This is a genomic window from Rhodococcus sp. ZPP (genome assembly GCF_017656075.1).
Classification (GTDB): Bacteria; Actinomycetota; Actinomycetes; order Mycobacteriales; family Mycobacteriaceae; genus Rhodococcus_F; species Rhodococcus_F oxybenzonivorans.
Genome location: NZ_CP058640.1, coordinates 23581 through 42424, shown reverse-complemented (window position 1 = coordinate 42424; position 18844 = coordinate 23581). Strand labels below are relative to the sequence as shown.

Sequence of the window (18844 nt, the reverse complement as noted above, 5' to 3'; positions counted from 1 at the left end):
CGCAGACTTTCGGTGGGATCGCAGTCGCTAGGCTTCGGCAATGAGCATCGCACTCACCCTCGCTGTTTCGAGCAAGTTCGACAACGCGATGACGCATTGCGACAACCTCATCGAGGTACATAACCGGGCGGGATCGGGCGGACGCGGCCGGAGAACTGCCGAGACGTCGGTTAACCGAGCAGTTGTTGTGATTGCCATCGCGAGCTGGCAGGCCGTTGTGCAAGACATGGCGCGATTCCTCGTCGAACACCATATGCCTCAACCCACAGATCCGGGATATGGCGTCGCGAAGCTCATTCGGGGCCAGGTATTTGGCGAGATCGGCAACTTTTCGACCCCCAACGCGCAGAATACGCGCAACCTTCTTATCTCCGCCGGGTTCGATCCGCGGAACTACTGGACATGGACGACCAGGGGTCAAAATCGGCAGATGCTGACTCTCCGGCCTCATGAGGTTGAGGATCGCCTTCGAAAATGGTTGATGATTCGTCACGCCATCGCCCATGGTGACGAAGCGATGCCGGATGTCGATGTCCTTCAAGCGGTCAAGCAAAATGCCGTTCGGCCTGGGCAAGGTCCAGCGATTCGATTGGAGGACGCCAAACAGTGCATTGCGTTCATCCGGAAGCTCACCGACGTCACCCTCGGAGGGATCAAAGCTGAGCTTTAGCCGCTCTCGCCAAACAGCCCGACGGTTCCGGACCAGGTTCCGGATGCTTCCTCAACCACACCATGCTTTTCCGCTGTGGACGCCACGCAGCCTGGCATGAGATCACCGCAATACGGTGCGGCAACGCGGCATTTCACGTCGAATGGGAAGATCAACGCGAAGCGGCTGACTGGGCGCCTCGGCCATCGAACGGCTTCCCCCTCGGGTCATCGCGCCGCTGCCGTTGGCTTTCCGGTGGCCGGCTGTCAACGACAGGAAGGACGTGATGGTGGCTCGCAAAGGTCGTGCTCAGAAGGGCGAATCAGACGTCGAGCTGCTCGCCCACCGCATAGTCGAACACAACTCTTCTGTGTGGCTGGACCCGCATGACGACGGTAGCGAGAACGGAATGGTCGACTACCGGGTCTTCGACAAACCCGAGATCGACGAGTGTCGGCGGTGCATCGGAGTCCTGGAGGTGGGTTCGATTACCAACTCGGACTACCGCAGCTCTGTTGGCCAATACCGGCGGCGGTTCAAGGGGTTCGACGATTCCACTCTGTCTTGCAGTTGGGCTGTCATGTGTGAGTTCGGCGTGACTTTTCAGGGCTTGCAGGAGCGATTGACTCCACTGCTCCGCAAGCTGGAGGACAAGGGCGTAGATACCCTTGTCCGAGGCAGACGAGATACCAGCACGGTGGAGCTCGAACGCGAACTCAACGCCATCGCAGGAGTTGTCCAGATAGTTCGGACCCGCGAAGGCGAGCGCTCAACGCGAGTGGCCATAGACTTCATGTCGCATGCCAAAGGGACCACGACTCCCGACAGCACGCTCCAGGTCGTCGAGGCGTTCCTGGCCAGTGACGATAAGGACCCAGTCGGTATCCGCAGAAAGGTCATGTCGGAACCGGAACTCCCCTATCACGGCGTGTACCTCCACCTCGACGGTGCTCCAGAGCCCGTGCCGGACTCGCAGTTCGGCGAGTACCGTCACTTCGCGGCGCCGCTCCAGTTCGACCTGATGCCCACCCGTTCACCCAAGCTGCCCGAGGGGTTCACGGACCTGTGGCTCATCGGGAGGTTCGGACAAGGCTGGCACTGGGACCGCGAGTCGGGATGGACCTTCGTCGCAGCTCCCCCGTTCGGTCCGCAAGAGCAGCCCTGATCCTTCGGACGCCGGCCGCGTGCGCTCGGGGGGACCTGGTCAGAAGTCGAAAGGAGCGAGGTTGGGCGTAGTTCTACGCCCCGGCTGCTTCGCAGCCCGGCGAGTCCGGCGCAGACAGTCGTCCGTTGCCAGCTCAGCCAGATACATGGGTGGGTTTGCGAATCGATACGTAGGAGCTGTCAGGTAAGGCGAGGTCGCCGAACTCGTCGGTGTCGCTGCGCCAGGTCAGTGACAGCAATGAGTCTTCGATGATGTCCGGTTCGGGATCGGTGTCTACGACGACCCATTCGTCGATGTGTTCCATCAGCAACAGGTCTCCGAGTGCGACATCGGCGGCGCGAACATCGCGGACCGGCCCGTACTGGTCCTCGTAGGTGTCAGGTGAATCCTCCGGTATGTCGAAGACCTCGGCTCCGACGCCCGGCGGTACTGCTGGCTCTTTGACCAGGGCTAGTCGAGCGCGTGAGAACTCCCCTCGCGCGGCGGAGGATGCACTGAGTTGTTGTGGAGCGGAGAGCTGATCGAGGAACGAGGCGGCATCGGTGGCGCCGGCGGCTGTCGGGGTGCGGTAGTCGTCGAGTTCGACCGCTGCTTCGTTGGTGGGCTCGGCGCGGTCCCCGAGTAGCCCGAGGAGCGCCGTCGGTGACGCGAGACGACGATCGGTTTCGTGGGTCATCTTCGCTCTTCTGAGTACCGGATCGAGGTCGGGTCGGTCGCTGGCCAGTACCCATTCGGCCTCGATGTAGTCGAAGTACGTCAGCGGCGCCGGTTCTGACGGGTCGTCGGTGGCGTCGATGTCCGAAAGTTCGTCCGGCGGGACGATCAGCAATCGCGGATGGCGTGTTATCGAGGGTCGGAGGGTGTCGAGCAGATCGGACTCGAAGGTGCCAGCGCGCGTCTTGCGCGGGTCGGGTACGCGGTAGCACTGGATCTCGATGGGCTGATAGTTGTCGGTGACGGTAGTGCCGCGGCCGCGGCACTTGCGGGGCACGCTGGTACCGATCGTCGGTGATTGCCACATCATGAGCGCCCCTTGTGGTGAAAGCCGGCCCATGGAGATACGCATGGCGAAGTTGTCACGCATGTCGCCGAGGAAGTACTGCGCGTCGGGACGCTGAGTTCCGAAGACCAGATGCACTCGCGAGGTACGGGCCTTGCGTGCCATTGACGCGAGCATGTTGAGCACCGGTGGCTGTCGGGCGCCGCCTTTCGGTTTGACCCTGGAGTACCAATCTTCGACGTTGCCGCGGAACTCCGCCCATTCGTCGAGAAAGACCAGTACTGGTTCGAAGTCCGCTTCTGTCGCCTCGCCGGTAACGATCTTCTGGTAGCGGAACTCCATGAGATTGCGGGCGCGGTGGACCAACGCCACTTGCTGCTCGATGGTCGTCGCGACGACTTGTACGTTGGGCCAGTCCTGGAATCCCAGGAATTCGACGTACTTGCCGTCGAGGACCCAGATCGGCCATCCACGTCGCGAGAAGTTGACCAACAGATTGTGTGCGGTCACGGTCTTACCGCTTCCGGGTGGGCCGATCAGCATCAGGTTCGGGTCGATCGCCGGCCGCCACACAACCTCGTTGCCGTCTTCGTCGATTCCGTACGGAATTTCCACCGAGTCGTAACTGGCCAGGAGATCGGCCCTGGGGTCGAGGTCCGGTGCCGGCAACCAGACGCTGTCCGGGAATGCGGTGCGTTGCTCGAATCGAACCCAATCCGTTTCAAGGTTCCACCGTGCTCGCCAGCGACCGGGCAACGTCGCACTCATTCCTCGTTCGACGCGGGTCCGGTAGCCATCCGATTCCAGTTTCGGACCAAGTTCGTGACGTACTTCCATTGAGGTCACTTCGCCGGTTTCGGCGGCGACGTCGATCGCGGTTACGGTCGCGGTCGGGCCCAACAGCTGGGCGATGATCCGCTTCGCGCGCACAACCTGGTCGCTGTCGGAGACTTCTCGTTCCGGCTCGGCAGCGGGCGTGAAGATCAGGCGCCGGCGGGCGGGGTCGTGCTTGTCGAGTTCGAAGAAACCCCACCCTTGATCTTCGAAGACCCCGCAGATATCAGCGAGCCACGTCTCGTCATTCAGTGCCTGTGTCGAGTCGTAGTGCACGGTGAGTTTCCCCGGAAGTCCCGGCCATCCACGACTCCATTTCGACGTCGACAGCACCGCCCGGGTGGCCTCCGGCAGCCCCACGATCGGGCACAGCCTTTCGATCACCTCATCGACGTCGACATCGCGAAGCTGCTTACGTTTTCCGGCTACTCCGGCGTAGACGGCAGCGATCGACAAGCCCGCCGCGACGGGCATCGCGAGGGCGCTGTATCCGAACAGCGGAGCGGCGGCGCTGGCACCGACCGCGGTGGTACCCAAGCAGAAGCTGTCGCGAAGCCAGGTGTGCGGCCGCGGTGGCAAGGAACTGATTCGGGGAGAGCGTGCGAACCGTGCACCACTTTGCTGCGGAGGTGTGGTTGTCATCGCCAGGCCTCGCCTTCACCAGAGGGGATCACGAGCGTGCCGGCACTGGGATTGCCTTCCGCTCGCCGATTCGTACTTCCTGACTCCGCGTATCCAACTGCCGATCCGTGCTGCGACCACCTTGCGTTCGCAGTTCGCTGATCAGTTCGCATTTCCACGCTGCTCCCTCCTGCGCTAGCGAGCACACCACCTCGCCGCTGATTGATCTCTCCTACTCGGAGGAAGACCCCGGTAAGGGAGCTTGTGTGACACGCGGTGCCCAAGTTTTCTGGTCCGTGCTCGCTCCACATCTGGAAGCGGTGTGCTGATCGACTCATGGTGGAGTCCTCTGGGAGGCGTCCTATCCTCATCCCATTGACCCGACCTTGCGACACCGCCATGCCGGTACGGCAATCCCCATCCCCGATTTACACCACCTCCCCCTTGACACGTGGGTTAGGCTCCGAACAGCGCAACGCAGAGAGCATGGATCGGAGCGAATCCCCCGCGTAGGGGTATATTTCCGCTCAGGCAACAACCCACCTCACGCGTGTTGATCGTTCCTTGAGCCTCGCTTGCGTACCTGTTGTCCGGTGACACGGGATTGTCCTCGGTGCGGAGCTGTGACCTGGGCCGAGGAATTTTGACTGGCGGGATTCGGGTGTGCCTGTCAGCGTTTCGGGGGTTGGTGACATGGCCGCCGGGCGCTGTGTGCCAGTGAATCTTGCTTGAACCGGCGTGTGTTGCCGTCTGCTCATGCACCGTCGGCAGGCTGCGGTGATTCGCATCGGCCCTGCGAACTGGCCTGCCGGCCAGGGTGGGATGAACTCGAACCGAGCAAACTACAGTGGCGAGACAGCCGGGATAAGCAAGATTCATTGGCAAAAAGGAAGGTCTTCTGTCACAGGACACCTGTCCTTGCGCCATGCCACTGATCTCGCTGGTCTCGCATGTCCTGCCTCAGTGGTTCTGGCGAGATCGCAGCGGCCGCACCTGCTGTTCGCCAGGTCCATTTAGTCGCCGCGGCGCCTTCGGGCTCGAAGGACGTGGCGAGCATGGAACTCGGTGCCTCGATTCATTCCCGATCGCGGGTGACCACCTCGGATTCGCCAGGTTTGCTGAGCCGTCCGCCAGATAGACCGCCACATTCGCCAGATTCACCTGAGTCGTCGCCACCTTCACTGAGTCAGGACATCGCACAACGATCGCGAACCCGTTCCAACCCAATGCCGTCCGCCACCGCGCCGGCATCCGGTGCGGGTTCAACCGGCAGGGCGCCTCTCAACGACCCGCTGCCGCTTCCGCTCGCTCGCGGCAGGGGCGGAAGAAATGGTTGCTCCTCCAGTCCAAGTAACGCTGCCGGCCGGGCAGCAGTCAGTTGCCCTGAGCGTGGGGTATGCAGTACGAGTTTCGAAAGCGCCAACTTTCGACCTCACCTCAGAGAAAAAGTGACGGCCCGGCCAAGGCCATAAGCAGAGGACCTGCCAAATCCTCCTCGCGAAACCCCCGCCAGGGGTTTTTGTGTCTCTGAACGTCTGCGCTGATCCCGAGGCGGGACCGCTTATCCCTTATTGCCAAGGGGTCGGATTTCACCGGGACGGGCACGAATTCGCCTCACCCTGCCCGAGTGCGCACTTTCCACTACTACCGAGCGGTGGGTGGCCGGCCTTGGGTCGGGCGCCGATCTTCGGTGTGGCAATAACGTCCGAGCGAGTGTCAGGCCGCCAACTTCTTCATGTGCTCACGCACGGCCGGCACGTATGCCTGGGTCTGGCCGAATGGCGGAATCCCGCCGTAGGTGACGACGGCACCTTCCCCGCTGTTGTAGGCGGCGATGATCAGATCGGTGAAGTCGCCCTTGACGGCTCCACTGTCGTGATGTGGTCGAAGGTAGTCGGCGATGTGGCAGAGATAGCGCCCTTCCGAGGCGATCGCGTCGTACGGATTGAACGGGTCGGCAGCGTTCGGTGGTTCCGCTTTTCCGCTTCGATCTAGACCGGAATCCGTACCGAAAACCTTCCAGGTCTCCGGCATGAACTGACTCATTCCTTCGGCGCCGCCCTGGTTTACGCCATCGCCCTTGCTGACGGCCTTTTCGTTGAATCCGGACTCTTGTTGAACGATGCCGGCAATCAGAACCGGGCTTACCTCTGGGCACAGTGATCCAGCGGCCGAGACTGCGTTGGTGTATTGCGGCGGGATGCTGCCAGGGGCGAACTTGGTCTGATCACCGCCCTCTGGCGGGCACGGCTCCGTGGTGGTCGTACCGCCAGGAGCGCTGCCGTACTTGGTGGCGGCGGTCGGCATCCCGCCGCCCTTGAGTGTCACGTGTACGTGGTCGAAGTGGTTTGCGGTGTAGCCGTGCCGGTCCTCCATCAGCGACCAGTCACCGGTGCCATCCCAGTAACGCTGTTGCCAGATCAAGTATTCGACGTTGAGGGCCACTTTGTTCTGTTGGAGGTACAGGGCGATCTTGTCGCCGAGCGCCTTCCCTTGGGCGCTCGCGGAGTCGGGAATCATGATGTCGACCGCGCGGCCGTTGGGGTGGTCCTGGGCGACGGCGTCCGTGGGGCGCCATCCGCCGATGGTGATGATCTCGGGGAAGGCCGCCGCGATTGTGCGCATGACGCGGATGGAGTCGACCTGCATGTGCGCTTCGCTGCCTTTGTCGGCGGGCAGCGGTGGTAGATCGCCACCGGTGGAGTCGGTATGTGCGACCAGCTCTGCCGGCCCAGTGGCCGAGATGGTTCCTTGTTGTTTGAGCCACGGAATGGGATCTACTCCGCCGCCCAGTGACCAGCCTCCGGGGTAGATGCCGAAGTGAAGATGCGGCCCGCTCGACTGTCCCTCGCTACCCACCTTGCCGATCAGTTGGCCCGCTCTGACCTTGTCACCGGTGTGGACGAGGACCCCGGATGCTTGCATGTGCCCGTACAGAGATTCGACGATCTGGCCATCGATGGTGTGCCGGATTCGAATCCAGTGTCCGTAACCGGCGGCGGGCTCGGCGGCGATAACTTCGCCGTCACCGGCGGCGTAGAACGGGGTGTCCAGTGGTGCTGCGTAGTCCTGGCCGTCGTGCATGCCTGCCTCGCGCATACCGAAGGGTGAGCTGATTGTGTAGGTGCCTTCGGCCATCGGGACCGCGAGGGATCCGGGCTTGATTCCCGTGAGGCTGCCGCCCCCGGCGTCTGGCACAGGTTGACCGCAGTTCGTGTCACTACCGGTCGTCGCGAGGATGACCAGTATCGGAGCCATCATGATGACCATGGCGAAGGCGGGTATGCCGGCGAGCAGCCACCACCACCTTTTCGAGCTGCCTTCCTGTGTGTCCGGGGTCGACGGTGGTGTGTCGAGGAGAGTCATCAGCGAGCTCGGTGGGCCAGTGCGCTCGGCTTGACTACCGGCGCGGATCCGGACTGCGCGGCGGCAGCGAGCAGCTGAGCAGTCTTCGACCCTGAACCGTTGGGGACCCCTGTTTCAGGAGATGCGGGTCTGGCTGGTCGCGGGGTGCGGCTCGGTGTAGTCGGCAACATCACCGGCGCCCCAGATGTGGTGGTGAATTCGCGGAATCGGCGACCGTCAGGGCTACTGGTCGTCGTGGCCGAGGCGCGGACCTGGCCGGGGTTGGGGACCGGCAATGACGGGGCGACCCCGATGGGGTGTTTGATGCCGGCCTTGTCCGACACCGCCGTTTTCGACAGTCGACTCCGGACAGCGTCGGCAGCAGAGTTCGTAGCGGCGGTTCCACGACTCTGGGCACCGGCCGTTCCTGAGGTGGGCTTCGGGTAGCTGTCGGGATCGGTGATCGAGTCGACCTTGTTCTTTGCTCGCTTCGCCGTCGAGGAGAGGACCCGTCCGGCAACCAGCACTGCAGCTGCCCCGCCGGTTGCTGCGGTTGACGTGGCTCCGGCTGCGACTTTTCCGGTCGTTGCCGCGGCAGTGCCGGACTTCTTCGCTAGTGCTCCTGCCCTCTTCACCACGGCCTTTCCGCCCTGGTACATGTGGCGTCCGTTGGCGGCCATCGCAGCGATGTCGCGCGCTGTGGTGGGCGTTGAGCGACTAATGGCTGTCGGTGCGGCGTTGGGCCGTTTGGCCAGAATCGTTGCCAGGTTGTCCGACATTCGCTTCATTCCCTTGACCGCTCGGCGGAAGAGGAGAAGTGCGGTGACCAGGAAGATGTCGACGAAGAACACTGTGCGGATCAGGTTCGATTCGTCTGCAGCGAAGAGATCCTCGACGACCATGACGTATCCGACGAGAAAGACGATGGCGAAGATCATCTGCAGCAACGCCATTGCGACGTTGGCAATGGTCCGCCAGAACTGTCCGCGCATCGAGGGTGCGATGGCGAGGACGACTCCTGGTATCGATTTGATGGCATTGCCGATCGAGACACCTGCGGCGATGATCAATCGGCCGGCGAGGTAGATCGCGAAGGCCATGAGGAGTGCGCCGGCGAAGATCAGGAAGAACAGGCCCATTGCTTGTCCGGGACCGGGGTTGTCGGCATAGGCCTTCATCGGCCCGTCCTCCCCCTCACATGTGGCGATGGCATCTTTGACGCGGTCTTCTGGTTTCGCGTCGGGGTTGATCAGGTCAAGGGCTACGCCTGCCCCAGGGGCGATCTCGGAGACGACGTCCTGCGCTTTGTCCGCGAGTCCCGGCTCCTTGGGCTTCGCGAGGTACGCGGCGTCGAACTCTTTGACGCATTTCCCGTTGTTTTCCGGGGCATCGAGAACGACTCCGAAGTTGATCAACTGGGTCGGTTGGCGGATGAACGTATCGATGAGTTTCGATTCGATCGTTTCGATCTCGGTCTGCGGGTTTCCTCTGGTATCACCACCGTTCGCGAGCCCTGAGGCAACCTCCAGGCCGGCATCTCGCGCCGACAGCACGAGCCCGTCGTCCCCGAGGACGCGATCGACGGGGTTCGAGAGAACGCCCACGGCCGCGGCCGCGATGACACAGGACATGAGGAGCTCGTAGATTCCGGTGGAGAATCGGCCGCGGATGATCCAGATGGCGACGCTGAGTCCGGCGACTGTGAGCATCAGCGGGGTCAGCGCGAACTGATTGGTGATGGAGGTGACCGAGTCGGCGATGGTGCGCACGGGCGTGAGGATCAGGTCGAGCCATTCGAACGAGAGCACCCAGGTGATGAACCAGATGGCCGTTGCCATCAGGAAGCGGAAGACCTCGTATTCGAGGGTGATGATGTACGCCCAGATCATGCGCCAGCCGCCGCCCACCGAGGCGTTGCCTTTGTCGATGGACAGGAAGTAGCCCCACGCGTCGATGCCGTGCGAATCTTCCAGATTCATCCAGGCGAAGAACGGGCTCGCACCGCCGCCGCCGGCGGGATCGGCGAGAGCCGGGGTGGCCACGATCATCAAGATGGCGCCGGCCGCGTGCCAGCCGGCGATGAGGCGGATGAGTAGCCGGCTCCACCAGCGTGCCCATAACCAGCGGGTTACTGGACGGGTCAGGTGTATCAGCGTGGTCAGCCAGGATTGCGGAATCCATGCGGTGACAAGCCACAGCAGTGAGCGTTTGGCCGCGGCGCGGACACTGCAATACTCCCGGGGTTTAGGGGCGCCGACCACCTCCCGTTCACGGGAGGACGCCGCGGCCGCGGTCATGCTTTCACCAGCTTGTTGTCCTTCGGAGTGGTCGACACTGCAATTCGGCGAGACTCGGTTGCCGGCAGCAGCGTTTTGATACGACCGATGTTTCCGCTGCCATCGCGCATATAGCCTTCACCGCGGCGGTGCGGTTCGACGTACTTGCCTTTTCCGGTTACCGGAGCTGTTTGCTCCATGTATTGCTTGACCAGTCCGTAGTCGTCCGGGTCGAGGCCGAGCCATTCAATGGCGCGCTTGGCGAGGGTTTCGTCTGTATGACGGTGCGCGATGCGGGTCTTGATCAGTCCGCGCAGCTTCGGGGTGCCGAACGCGCAGTCCTGGTCGCCGAGACCCACCACGGCAGAGGACTTGCGGCCCTGCAGTACGAAGTCCTCGACGATGTCGACTCCGTCGTCGGCGTTGAGGAGGTGGTGTGCCTCGTCGACGAGGAACAACGCCATCTGGTCGGGGTCGGTGAAGCACTGTCCGCGGGCGACTTTCGCGATGAGGGTGTACACCGCGTGACCGAACCGCTTCTCCAGCGGCAGGTTCTCATAGAGGTGCTGCTTCTCGGTCTGCAGCTGGGTCGGCAAGTCGACCTTGTGGGTGCGGAAAATGATGGCGGGAGCAGTGATGGGCAGCGGGGGTAGATCTTTGCCGAACAGTGCCGCCGCGTAGGTGCGGCGGGCGTAGACGTTCATCGCTTCGCCGAGATCTTGGGCGTGGGCGATCGGGCAAGCACCGGACAGGAGGTGTTCGGTCAGCTCGCCCAAACCCTGGTAGGGGTGCATTGCGCGGTATTCGGGCTCGAGCACCTTCGCCAATGCGATGCCCAGGTCTGAGGATGGCTGGATCCGGAGCAGTGTCAACAACACGGACTGGGCCATTTCTGCTGCGACCCCGGCCTCGAAGATCCTCAGTGGATCCATGCTGTATTCGGGTTCGACGAGGTCGACCACGACTGCCTCGGTGACGGCCTTGGCCCAATTGGCGTACTCGCCGAGATCGCTTTGGTCGATACCGATGACCTGCCCCCCGCAGTCGACGACCTGGCCGGCGATCACCTTCATGGTGACCGACTTGCCCGATCCGAGCTCACCGGTGACCGCGAAGGATCCGGACTGGTCGCGCAGGGACTTTCCGGCGACGTCGTGGTGAACCACACCGATCCGAGAAGTGGTGATGTTCAGTGCCAACAGCGGACCGCTGCCATCGCCGAGATCGTTGCGAATGAACGGCATGTACGCCGCGAAATGCGTCGATGTGGTGATCTGCGCGAACTCGCGGACGATCTTCGATGTGGGAACGCCAGGCAACATCGCCCACCACAGGTCTTCCTGGTAGCCGACCGGCGCGACCACCTTGTATTCCTGCTGTTCGAACGCTTTCACCAATGCCTTCGCATCAGCGAGTGCACGCTCCTCGGAATCAGCTCCTACCGCGAACAACGCCGTCCAGGCAACCTCGACCTCATCGCGGTTCGTCTCGAGCAACGAGGTGTATTCGGTCAACGCGGCGGCAGCGAGGTCGAGAACACCTTGGCCGCCGGCCAACTCTCCTTCCCGCTGTTCGTATTGCTCCTTCAGGTTCTCGAGCGCGCGCTTGTTCGCTCGCATGACATCGGCACCGGCGGTGACCTTGAGCCGTACGGCGAAATCGACATCGATATCGCCGAAGTCGTCAGCGAGGGTGAAGAACTCCGAGCCGGGGAAATAGACGCCACCGGCGGGGGTGTCAGCGAGCGCGAGGAGCACTTGGTAGGAGGCAGGGTGGTCGACCATTTCGTACGGCTGGTCGACTTTCAGGACCCGACTGAACGTCGGGACTTTGCCTCGCCAACCCGAAGCCTTCTCTCGATCCGATTGGGCGCCCTCGTCGATCCGGCATGCGGACAGGGCGGCACCTGACTTTGCTCCTGGCGTCACGGCTGCGTCCGGCAGGTCAGGGTCGACATGCAGTCCGCGCGTCATCGCGTGCTGCCACAGCCACACCATCTGAGCGGGAGTGGCCGGTTGCGCATCGAAGACACCGGGGATGTCGGCCATGATCCGGTTGGCCTGCCGGACACGGGCCCGGATCTCGTCATCGTCAATTGCGGTCCGCGGCAGCCCGATGTAGTCGGAGAGTGTGGTCCAGGCCGAATGAGCCGCGGCCTTGACCTGATCGACGACCTTGGGTGTGGTCAGCGGAATGCTCAGCCAGTAGATCCTCTGCCCCGGGCGGTATAGCTCGATCGAGTCGAGAGTTGCTTCGCATTCGGTTGCCCAGTCCGGGTGTGCATCGAGATCGACGCCTTCGGTCATTCGGGAAACGACGGCTTCGGCGCTCAACGATGCTGCGATGCCCATCAACAGTGACTCGCCCGGAAGGGCGCGGACGAGCATCGTGTGCAGGGTACGAGCAGTGCGCTTGTCCACGTCGGGGCGGTAACCGTAGTCGAGGCCCGTGAGCACGTAGTCCGCCCAGACAACGCCGGACTTCGTCCACCGGATGTTCGCGGCCATTGACAGTGTCGGCTGTTCCATAGTGGCGGTGCTTTCTACTCGGTGCCTGCAGCAGCCAGAGCGAGGAGTTCCTTGACGCTCGATCGGCCGGCGCGATGGGTGGGCCCGCTCGCCGGTGTGGGCACCGGAGCGGAGGTCTGCGGTCGTGGTGCGACAGGTTCCGCCGATGCGGTTCCAGTGACCTCGGCGGTGGCGATGTGCACGGCCTGCGGGACGACCGTGGCACTGAGTGCGGCGGTCGTGAGGTCGGCAGTGATGTAGCCACTCGGACGCACGAGGTGGGGTGGCCGCATAGTCACCCGGCGGCCGTTGATTTGGATCTTGGCACCGGCCGGCGCGAAGGCTGCGGCGCAGATTCCCTGTGCCACTGAGGCGGGGCTCCGGCCGGCAAACCGGAGTTTGCCGACGACAAAGACGGTGCCCAATGACCAGAAGGCGAAGAACCCGACGTTCCAGGAAATGCTGTCCCGAAGCCACAGTGGATGCAGGAGCCACAGGAGCCCACCGACGATTGCGCCGCTGACGGCCTGCGGAACGGTATAGGGACCGAACGGCAGATTCTTTCCGTCAGGTGTACGCCCGATCAGTTGCGGCACCTTGCGAGCGCGGGTGAAGTTCTTGATGACTTCTCCGGTGGTGCGCTCGTCGCTCATCACAGCACCGGCCCACTCGTGACTTCATGCCGGCGAAGCCGCGAACCCGCTTCCGCAGTGCTAGCTACATCGAACATTTGGAGCCTCCTTGTAGAGGTCGGTCGCGCCATGAGGTCATTGCCGACAAGGCGTCTTTCAGTCGGTGCGAACGCGCGGAGATCACACCGGAAGGTCTAAGCCGGAACTCGGCTCGGCCACGATGTGCACCGCGGCGGGAGCACTCTCCAACTCCTCACCTGTCGAGTCCTTCAGGACGTCCATGTTGAAGACGACCCACAGTGCTGCACCGCCGATGAGCGCTGATGTGATGAGTCGGGCAACTGTGAATGAGGCCATCAGATTCTTGAGAAGGAAGAACAAAACGAGGCAGCCGGCGGCCGACTGGAGGAGCAGCTTGCCGTCGTTGGTGAACTCCTGCGCCTTGTCGAAAAGCCCTACGGCGAGGACCGCGTTGTTGGGATCGGTGGCGGCGAGCGCAATGGACATGATGGGTTACCTTCCGGATGAATGACGATCGGTTCCTGACGGGGAAAACAACGGCACGTCGCCGGCAGTCGGCACTGAAAGTGCGGGAGTCTGCCCTGATTCAGACGATGCGGGAACCTGACCTGAATCAGATGAAGCGGACTCCGGGGCACCCGAGCTTGGTGTGGTGGTCGAGCTCGATGCGGTCGTTGACGAGGATGGTGTTCGGGGTGCCGCCGGCGGGTACAACGGCGTTGCGTCAATTGCGCTGACCTCCCACCGGCCGCCGCGGGAGGTCATCGTCAGCGCGTACTGCCCACTAACCGAACCGACCTCGGTGACTTTCTGCGCTGCCGTCACCAGGAGGCGCACAACATCACCGTCAGGCAGTGGTGCCGATGCACTGGCACCACTCAGGTCTTCCGACGAATAGACATCGGTGATTGCCACGCCGCGATACGGCGCCGGGACAATCGGGGCGATCGAAACCCCCGGCGTGAGATAGCGGGCTACTTCCCCGTTGCCGGTCAACATCGCGGACAGGAACTCGTGCGCGGACGTGGCGATGGGATGGTTGGCGACCCGGTACTTGTAGCCGAGCTTGACGTCGATCGACGTTGAAGGGGCAGCTACTTCGGCGGGGAGTGCGGCGGCCCTGACGCCCGCTTCGGTGACCACAACCGCCACCTGAAAGTAGCGACGAACTGTGGCCGCATTCGCGTCCGAGGCGGCTCGAACTGACACCGAGACCGTCACCGCGTATGTCCGTGACTTCTCCTCGTAGTCGATTGACGCGACGGCCGGATCACTCGCGGCAAACAACGGCGCGGTCGGAAGGCTGGGGCTTCCCGAGACGAAATGATCGAGTTCTTGCTCATTACCACGCGTTGCCTGGAGCCAGGCAACGACGAACTGCCGAGCAAGATCTTCGGCTTTCGCTTGACCGATTGTGTCGACGTCCGCGGTGTCTTCGGTGGCGTTGTCGGTGAGGTTCGGGGTGGGCGAGGATCCGAAGACGACGAGGATCAGGGCCACTGTTCCGGCGCCGAGTGCGGCGAGGATTCCTGCTTTGAGAAGTCTGGTGGTCCACACCTGCCGAAGGCCCCACTGTGCACGCTCCGCGCGCGCCAACTCCTCGGCTTCGTCGACAACGGAGTCGACGCAATTTTCAGTCGCGGGATCGGTCTTGCTCTTGGGGCTGCGGCCGAAGTTGTTGATTTTCGCGAGGTCGATCTTCATCGGATGCCGGCTTCTGTCGTCCGGTCGGACGTTCTGCAATCGGGGACGGAATCCGCGATGTCGAATGCGGACGCCCGCGACAGCGCGGCGCGCGCGGCTGGCGCTTCGACGAACACCAACAGCCACAGCGAAGTGCTCGCCTCTTCATCGAGAGGGTTCACCGCCAGGGCTGCCGCGACTCGGCGGATCTCCTCGGTGACGGCGTGCACGTAGCCGAGATCGTGCAGCTGGGCTTGCAGCGAGTTGTCGAGCTCGTGCATCCGGTCCTCCTGGCGACTGGGGTGCGGAAGAGCGCCACACAGAAAAGTGGGCTTCTACTGGGAGGAAGATCCGGGTCCGGGGGCTTGAGTGACATCGCTCGCGAAACTTTTTTGAAGTTTTTTCTGCAGTCGCCAAGGGGTTATTGCCTCAGCCGAAAGGGCGCACGCGAGGGGCACTCCCTGCCCACCGCCGCACAGGCCGGAACCTTCACGGCAACAACGCCCTGGCAATAACGACAACCCCTCCGGCAACAACAAACACGCAGGCCAGAGGCAATATCCGGTTGCTGTACTGGGCGCGAGACCACCTCGCCCGCGCCCAGAGGAGACCGATCGTGGAAACGTCCACCCACGCACCCACCGCCACCACAGCTTCATCGGCAACGCCGGTTCGCAGCACCGCGCAGAGCAATCTGTACAGCCGCTTGAACACCGAGTGGATGTACCTCTGCGCTCGCCCCGCGGCCGCCGCCGAAGTCTTGACGTGGTCGGTGAGCCAGGACGCGCTCCGAGAAGTCGCCGATCTCAACGATCTCGCCGCAGCGCACCGCCGAGATCGTGATGGTGTGCTTCTGGCGCTGCTGACACTGCATCAGGAAGGAAGCTCCCTTGCCGGGCGAGCGCTACTGCAGCTGATGCTCGGCAAGCTCATCTCCCTGACCCGCCACGCACGGGTCAGTGGGCACGATCGGTATCACGCGTGCGATGAGAGAGCGGCCTCCACTGTGGCGACGTTCATGTCACTGATCGCCACCTACAGGCCCTCAGGTGAGAACGTCTACGCGGCGCTCTTCCTGCACACGCTGAAGAAGATCACGCGCGAGAAAACCTTCACCCAGGAAATCCCCGCCTCCGATGTCATGGACGAGTCCGACAGTGCTGAGAACGAGCCGGAAGCGATTATCTCTGCTCCGGCGCTGCTCACCTGGGCGGTCGAAAAGAAGGTCATCAACGACCTCGATCGCACTCTCATTCAGCGGGCATACCTCGAACAGACCGATTGCGACCTGGCCGTGATTGCCGCGGAGGTTGGGATGACTCCGGCAGCGCTTCGCCAGCGGCTCTACCGCGCGGTCACACGCATTCGCAAAAGTGTCGTCGCCTCCAACCAGCCGACTCCTCGACCCCGGTTTGCACGTGGTCGTCGTCGGACGGCAACGACTACTGCGGCGATCTGATGACCCGCAGTCTCGCGCCTCTGTTCACCGTCATGGTCTTCATCGCGGCGGCGTTTCTTCTGACCGAAACATCCTTGCTCCTCGAAGCGACGCAAGGATTCGATGCTGCACTCACCCACCCCACAATCGCTCGTCCCGGACTGCTCGCCGAGTCATCGCATGCGATGAGCAGGGTCGCTCTCACTGTCGCTGACTTTCTCCCCCTCGGCATCACCACTCATATCGACAGCGGTCGGGTCCTCGTGCCGGCGCTGTATCGCTGACGAAAAGAGAACACTCATGACGAACCTTCACACGCCAACTTCTGCGGACGGTCGCGCCAACTTCAGCGCCCGGGTTCCCCTGCTCGTCGCCTCCCTGCTCGCTGCACTCCTCGCCTCGCTCATCGCGGTTGTGTCGCCAAGTCAGGCCGGGGCGGCACCGGCATCATCGGGCTGCCCGGCAGTGGAAGTGGTGATGATGCCGGGAACGTTCGAAACGGACTCGACCGCTAATCCTGACGTCGCGAAGGGTCTGCTCAAGCAGGTCACCGATCCTCTTTCCCAGCAGTTCGGCAGCTCCATCAAGATCACCTATCCGGCGTACGAAGCGTCCGCCTTCAACAAGGGCAAGACCTATGGCACCAGTAAGGCATCTGGCATCGCGGCCGGCGCGCGCGTAATGCAGAAGCGTGCCACCCAATGCCTGAACACTCTGTTCGCACTCGGCGGCTACAGCCAGGGTGCGGACGTGGCCGGCGACTTGGCATGGTTGATCGGACACGACAAGGGTCCGATCCCGGCAGAGAAGTTGATCGCTGTCGGTCTTGTTGCCGACCCACGGCAGAGTTCGAATGGCGACAACACTCTCGTCGGTCCTCCCGTCGACGGTGTTGGGATCGCGGGGGCCAGGCCGGGCGGGTTCGGAAAGACAGCTGCAGTCACGCGTTCGTACTGCGCGCCCGACGATCTCTACTGCTCGACCAACGCCGGTAAGGATGGATTGCTCGCAGGACTTGGGCGAGTGCTTGCGCAGCCTCCGACTGCTTCCGGTCCGCAGCAGAGCGATGGATCTCAGCCCACCACCGCGGGTCTGCAGAACGCCTTGGTGTCCGACTACTCGAAGGTCAATCTTCCGGGATTGGCCGGCAACATCGAGACCCTGCAGCACCAGCTACAGTCCGGAGCTCCGGACCTGGACAGCATGGAATCGGCGGCGACAGATGTTGCCAACACTCTTGTTCCGGTGGCCGATACGACCAGCTGGGTAACCCAGAATCCGGCCGTGGAACAGATGCTCATGACCGCAGACGCTTCGACTCCCGAATACGCCGCCGGCCAGATCGTCGACAAGGTCAAAGGCATCGACTTGACGAGTGTATTTCAGGCCGCGGACACCATCGCGCGGACGGTTCAGAATGCGTCCACGCCGGATCAGGTGCAGCAGCTGCAGACATCGGTGGACACCCTGTCCACGCAGGTCTCCCCCTTGGCCGCTACTCCGGCTGATGGTCTGTCACTCGCGGCGGACGCACTCTCGATCATCAAGCCGAGCGTGCTCATCAACCAGGTCACACACATCGGGACGAACGCATTCGACCTCGCCAACAACATCCCTGCAATCCTCGACATCTTGTTCAACCGGATCCCGCACATTGTTCTCGATCCGGGTCTCGATCCGATGGCCAAGGTCAACGCTGTCCACGCCGAGTTCGACCGCATTAACGTCCTATTCGAGCCACTCATCAAGCTCGCCGCCGGACTCGACTACAAGACGGCTGCGGCACTGATCGCGATGATTCCCGACCCTTCCGGCGCCGCACAGATCATCTCGATGATCGTCGGCCTCGTCGGGAATCTCGACATCATCGGTCTGGCCAACACCGCCGGCGAACTCCAAAAGCAGCTCTGGCATGCGATCGAGACCGGCGACATCATCGGAGCCGGCCTCGGCGCACTCCCCCACATCCTCGACTTCGCGAAGATCGCGGTGGGCACACTCAGCGGTGGCCAGAAGACCGAGGCGTCCAAGCTCGGTTCGGTTTCTGCGGCCACGACGACCGGGCAGCAGATCACCCAGCAGTCACAGGCTGGAGACCTTGGAGGGCTCGCCTCGAGCCTCGCCGCCTTGGCAGGCTCTGACGATGCAGACGCCCTCTCCCAGATCGGTGCTGAAGCGCTCAAGTTCGCCTCATTCATCGGGTCCGGAACTCACCAGAACTATGGGGAGCTCGTCGTCGATTCATCAGGCACAACGGCCCTGCAGGACATGACCAACCACTTCCGTGATCCGATCGCCAAGGCCCTGGCCTAAGTCGGTCGTTCATCATCGAAATGGCGGTCGTCCGATATACGTCGACAGAACAATGGCCGCCACCCCGACATTGCGTCGCTGTGTCCCGCCTCGTCCGGTCAAACGCATGGGATCAGTCGTGAAGTATTGGGATATGCGCTAGTTCGAGTCGTCTCTCATTCGAATCGACTCCTAGACAGACAGACGATCACTCGATACCGTCCCGCCTCGGGGTCCGCCGTTCTCGGGGTCTCGGGGTCCCTCGCCGCTAGCGCTCGCTGTCTTCCGGGAGAAGGAATTTACGCAGCAGCTTGAGCTGTTCCAGGAATCAAGAACGAAGCAGGCCAGGACCACACCTACCCTGCACGCCATGGCTCCCCC

General features: G+C 62.7%; 13 protein-coding genes. 5 read left to right on the top strand and 8 right to left on the bottom strand.

Annotated features, from left to right (window positions below; genetic code table 11):
- The first annotated feature begins 40 nt into the window (after nt 1-40).
- Together HYG77_RS35745 and HYG77_RS35740 are read left to right on the top strand one after the other, a co-directional pair.
- Nucleotides 41-670, top strand: coding sequence for a hypothetical protein (locus tag HYG77_RS35745; protein WP_005560269.1), 630 nt, complete (start codon nt 41-43; stop codon nt 668-670).
- A 388-nt stretch (nt 671-1058) separates the two neighbouring features.
- Nucleotides 1059-1814, top strand: a complete 756-nt coding sequence (locus tag HYG77_RS35740) for a hypothetical protein (protein WP_244461546.1) — start codon at nt 1059-1061, stop codon at nt 1812-1814.
- 133 nt (nt 1815-1947) lie between these two features.
- Here the strand turns inward: HYG77_RS35740 and HYG77_RS35735 are convergent, their stop codons facing one another.
- The 8 genes from HYG77_RS35735 to HYG77_RS35700 all read right to left on the bottom strand — a co-directional run bounded on the left by HYG77_RS35735 (nt 1948) and on the right by HYG77_RS35700 (nt 15014).
- Nucleotides 1948-4185 carry an FtsK/SpoIIIE domain-containing protein gene (locus HYG77_RS35735; RefSeq protein WP_244461545.1) on the bottom strand — a complete coding sequence of 746 codons (2238 nt, stop codon included), beginning with the start codon at nt 4183-4185 and terminating at the stop codon, nt 1948-1950.
- A 1800-nt stretch (nt 4186-5985) separates the two neighbouring features.
- Entirely contained in the window at nt 5986-7635 is a 1650-nt protein-coding gene (locus HYG77_RS35730) for a M23 family metallopeptidase (RefSeq protein ID WP_208964327.1), read from the bottom strand.
- Nucleotides 7635-9911, bottom strand: a complete 2277-nt coding sequence (locus tag HYG77_RS35725) for a hypothetical protein (RefSeq protein ID WP_208964326.1) — start codon at nt 9909-9911, stop codon at nt 7635-7637. The genes HYG77_RS35730 and HYG77_RS35725 overlap by 1 nt, the downstream gene beginning before the upstream one ends.
- Nucleotides 9908-12418: an ATP-binding protein gene (locus HYG77_RS35720; protein WP_208964325.1), complete on the bottom strand. Its 2511-nt coding sequence runs from the start codon at nt 12416-12418 to the stop codon at nt 9908-9910. The genes HYG77_RS35725 and HYG77_RS35720 overlap by 4 nt, the downstream gene beginning before the upstream one ends.
- A gap of 14 nt (nt 12419-12432) precedes the next feature.
- Entirely contained in the window at nt 12433-13050 is a 618-nt protein-coding gene (locus tag HYG77_RS35715) for a hypothetical protein (protein WP_208964324.1), read from the bottom strand.
- Between the two features lie 159 nt (nt 13051-13209).
- Complete coding sequence (locus tag HYG77_RS35710; protein WP_208964323.1) at nt 13210-13536, bottom strand: hypothetical protein; 327 nt, start codon at nt 13534-13536, stop codon at nt 13210-13212.
- Nucleotides 13537-13542: 6 nt separating this feature from the next.
- Nucleotides 13543-14754: a conjugal transfer protein gene (locus HYG77_RS35705; RefSeq protein ID WP_208964322.1), complete on the bottom strand. Its 1212-nt coding sequence runs from the start codon at nt 14752-14754 to the stop codon at nt 13543-13545.
- On the bottom strand, nt 14751-15014 hold the full coding sequence (locus HYG77_RS35700; RefSeq protein WP_208964321.1) for a hypothetical protein: 264 nt from the start codon (nt 15012-15014) through the stop codon (nt 14751-14753). The genes HYG77_RS35705 and HYG77_RS35700 overlap by 4 nt, the downstream gene beginning before the upstream one ends.
- A gap of 335 nt (nt 15015-15349) precedes the next feature.
- Between HYG77_RS35700 and HYG77_RS35695 the strand changes: the two genes are divergently transcribed.
- The 3 genes from HYG77_RS35695 to HYG77_RS35685 are packed head-to-tail and all read left to right on the top strand — an operon-like array spanning nt 15350 to nt 18484.
- Nucleotides 15350-16192 (top strand): sigma-70 family RNA polymerase sigma factor, encoded by an 843-nt coding sequence (locus tag HYG77_RS35695; protein WP_208964320.1) that lies wholly within the window; start codon nt 15350-15352, stop codon nt 16190-16192.
- Nucleotides 16192-16455: a hypothetical protein gene (locus tag HYG77_RS35690; protein ID WP_208964319.1), complete on the top strand. Its 264-nt coding sequence runs from the start codon at nt 16192-16194 to the stop codon at nt 16453-16455. Before HYG77_RS35695 ends, HYG77_RS35690 begins: the two co-directional genes overlap by 1 nt.
- A gap of 16 nt (nt 16456-16471) precedes the next feature.
- On the top strand, nt 16472-18484 hold the full coding sequence (locus tag HYG77_RS35685) for a cutinase family protein (protein ID WP_208964318.1): 2013 nt from the start codon (nt 16472-16474) through the stop codon (nt 18482-18484).
- The last annotated feature ends 360 nt before the right edge of the window (nt 18485-18844 follow it).

Bases quoted from the DNA above. Each gene is read 5' to 3' on its own strand.
- HYG77_RS35745 (WP_005560269.1), top strand. From the start codon at position 41: ATGAGCATCGCACTCACCCTCGCTGTTTCGAGCAAGTTCGACAACGCG.
- HYG77_RS35705 (WP_208964322.1), bottom strand. From the start codon at position 14,754: ATGAAGATCGACCTCGCGAAAATCAACAACTTCGGCCGCAGCCCCAAG.
- HYG77_RS35710 (WP_208964323.1), bottom strand. From the start codon at position 13,536: ATGTCCATTGCGCTCGCCGCCACCGATCCCAACAACGCGGTCCTCGCC.
- HYG77_RS35730 (WP_208964327.1), bottom strand. From the start codon at position 7,635: ATGACTCTCCTCGACACACCACCGTCGACCCCGGACACACAGGAAGGC.
- HYG77_RS35715 (WP_208964324.1), bottom strand. From the start codon at position 13,050: ATGAGCGACGAGCGCACCACCGGAGAAGTCATCAAGAACTTCACCCGC.
- HYG77_RS35740 (WP_244461546.1), top strand. From the start codon at position 1,059: ATGGTCGACTACCGGGTCTTCGACAAACCCGAGATCGACGAGTGTCGG.
- HYG77_RS35700 (WP_208964321.1), bottom strand. From the start codon at position 15,014: ATGCACGAGCTCGACAACTCGCTGCAAGCCCAGCTGCACGATCTCGGC.
- HYG77_RS35685 (WP_208964318.1), top strand. From the start codon at position 16,472: ATGACGAACCTTCACACGCCAACTTCTGCGGACGGTCGCGCCAACTTC.
- HYG77_RS35720 (WP_208964325.1), bottom strand. From the start codon at position 12,418: ATGGAACAGCCGACACTGTCAATGGCCGCGAACATCCGGTGGACGAAG.
- HYG77_RS35725 (WP_208964326.1), bottom strand. From the start codon at position 9,911: ATGACCGCGGCCGCGGCGTCCTCCCGTGAACGGGAGGTGGTCGGCGCC.
- HYG77_RS35690 (WP_208964319.1), top strand. From the start codon at position 16,192: ATGACCCGCAGTCTCGCGCCTCTGTTCACCGTCATGGTCTTCATCGCG.